This window comes from Cellulomonas endophytica, from assembly GCF_004123805.1.
In the GTDB taxonomy this organism is placed as follows: domain Bacteria; phylum Actinomycetota; class Actinomycetes; order Actinomycetales; family Cellulomonadaceae; genus Cellulomonas; species Cellulomonas endophytica.
On record NZ_RWJX01000155.1, the window covers coordinates 1 to 2,224 of the forward strand.

The 2,224-nt window shown below is 81.7% G+C and carries 1 protein-coding gene; it reads left to right on the forward strand.

The features are described 5' to 3' along the window. Nucleotides 1–2,224: helix-turn-helix transcriptional regulator (locus EJA20_RS18925; RefSeq protein WP_164984075.1), on the forward strand; the 2,224-nt coding region annotated here is incomplete at both ends.

The window sequence follows — 2,224 nt, forward strand, 5'->3', positions numbered from 1 at the left end:
GGCGGCCGCGGCGCTCGCCGCCGGACCGGGGCGGCGTCGCGGGCCGGTCGTCTGGGCCCTCGCCGGCCGGGCAGCCCGCCCGTTCCCGCTCGGCGCCTTCGCCGGGCTGCGGGCCGGCCCCCGTGCGGGTCCCGCCGCCACCGCCCTCGGGCCGACGCCCGCGGAGCCGTCGGACGCCCCCGGGGAGCCGTCGGACGCGCCCTCCGCCGTGGACCGGGTCCTGGGCGACGTCGTCGCGCGCGGTGCGGGCCTGCTCGTCGTGGACGACGCGCACCTGCTCGACGAGCTCTCGGCACTGGTGGTGCACCGTGCCGTCGTCCGCGGGGCGCTGCCGGTCGTCGTGACGCTGCGCAGCGACGAGCCCGCCCCCGACGCGGTGACCGCCCTGTGGAAGGACGACCTCCTGCCGCGGTGGGACCTGGCGCCGCTGGACCGCGCGGCGACCGTGCGTCTGGTCACCGAGGTGCTCGGCGGCCCCGTGGAGTCGCGGACGGGGCAGCGGCTGTGGGCCCTCACCGAGGGCGTCCCGCTCTACCTGCGCCACCTCCTCGCCGGTGAGGTGGCGGCCGGGCGCCTCGGCCCGGCCGGCGGCCTCTGGTCCTGGGCCGGCGACCCGCACCTCACCCCGGGGCTCGTCGCGCTCCTCGAGCGGGAGGTGGGGGCCCTCGAGGAGCCCGTGCGGGACGTGCTCGACCTGGTGACCCTCGCCGAGCCGCTCGCCCTCGACGCGCTGCTGCACCTCGCCACGCCCGCGGCGGCGGAGGAGGCCGAGCGGCGCGGGCTCGTCGTGGCGGCGGAGGACGGCGACGGCGCCCGGGTCCGCCTCGGCCACCCCCTGTACGGCGAGGTCCGGCGTGCGGCGATGGGAGAGGTGCGGGCGCGGCGCCTGCGCGGCCTGCTCGTCGACGCGCCGGGGGCGGCGCCGGACGCCCTGCGGCGGGCCGTCCTCGCGCTCGGCTCGGACCGCGACCCGGGACCCGACCTCCTGCTGGCGGGTGCGCGGGAGGCCCTGGACCTGCACGACCTGCCGACGGCCGAGCGGCTGGCCCGTGCCGCGGCGCGGTCGGGCCGGTGGGACGCGCGCCTGCTGCACGCCGGGACGCTGTCGTGGCTGACCCGCGGCGAGGAGGCGGAGGCGGTGCTGCGCGACCTCGAGCCCGTCGTCCCCGAGGGCCGTCCGCGCGCCCTGGTGCGCGGTCACCGTGCCGGCAACCTCCTGTGGACGTTGCGGCGCGCGGACGCGGCGCAGGCGGTGCTGGCGGAGGCGCTGCACCAGCAGCCCCCCGGGACCGGCCGCGTGCTCCTCGAGGCCCTGGGGGCCGCCGTCGCCGCCGCGCTCGGGGACGCGCCGGGGGCCCTCGCCCGGGGTCGGGCGCTGCTCACGCGCGACCTCGCCGACGACGACCTGGCGCTCGTGCTGGTCCTGGCCGCCGTGGCCGCCGGCGCCGCCGTCACCGGCCGCACGGACCTGCTCGACGAGGTCGCCCGCGGCCGGCACGCCCCCCGCTCGCCGGACGCCGTCCCCGTGTTCGGGCTCGCCGACTGGGTGCTGCTCGGCTACCGCCTGGCCGGCGACCCCGCCGCCGGCGACGCGGCGACGCGGCGGCTGCGCCGGTCGTCCGCCGACCTGCCCGGCCCGGCGCGCGCGATGGGGCTCGTGCTCGACGGCCACGCCGCGCTCGCCGCCGGCCGTGTGCGCGAGGCCCTCGTCCCGCTGCGGGAGGGGTGGGCGCTGCTCGGCCCCTCGCGGCACGAGTTCCGCTTCCGCTGCCGGCCCCTGCTGGCGACGGCCCACGCGCTGGCCGGGGAGGCCGGGATCGCGCGGGCCCTGCTCGTCGGGGCCGACGAGGACCGGCACCCGGCCTACGTCCTCGACGCGCCCGACGACGCGCTGGCGCTCGCGTGGGTCGCCGCCGCCGAGGGCTCGTCGACGCAGGCCGTGCGGCTCGCCGAGGACGCCGCCGACCTCGCCCGGCGGCAGCGCTCGCCCGCCTTCGAGGTCCTCGCCCGGCAGACCGCCGTCCAGCTCGGCGGGGCCGCCGCGGCGCTCCCGCGGCTCGGGGTGCTGACCGGCGAGGTGGGCGGCGTGCGCGCCGGGCTGGCGCGCGACCACGCGCGGGCGGCGGCGGACGAGGACGCGGACGGCCTGCTCGCCGCCGCCGCGGCGTGGGAGGCCGCCGGCGACCTCGTGGCCGCGGGTGACGCGGCCGCGCAGGCCGCGACG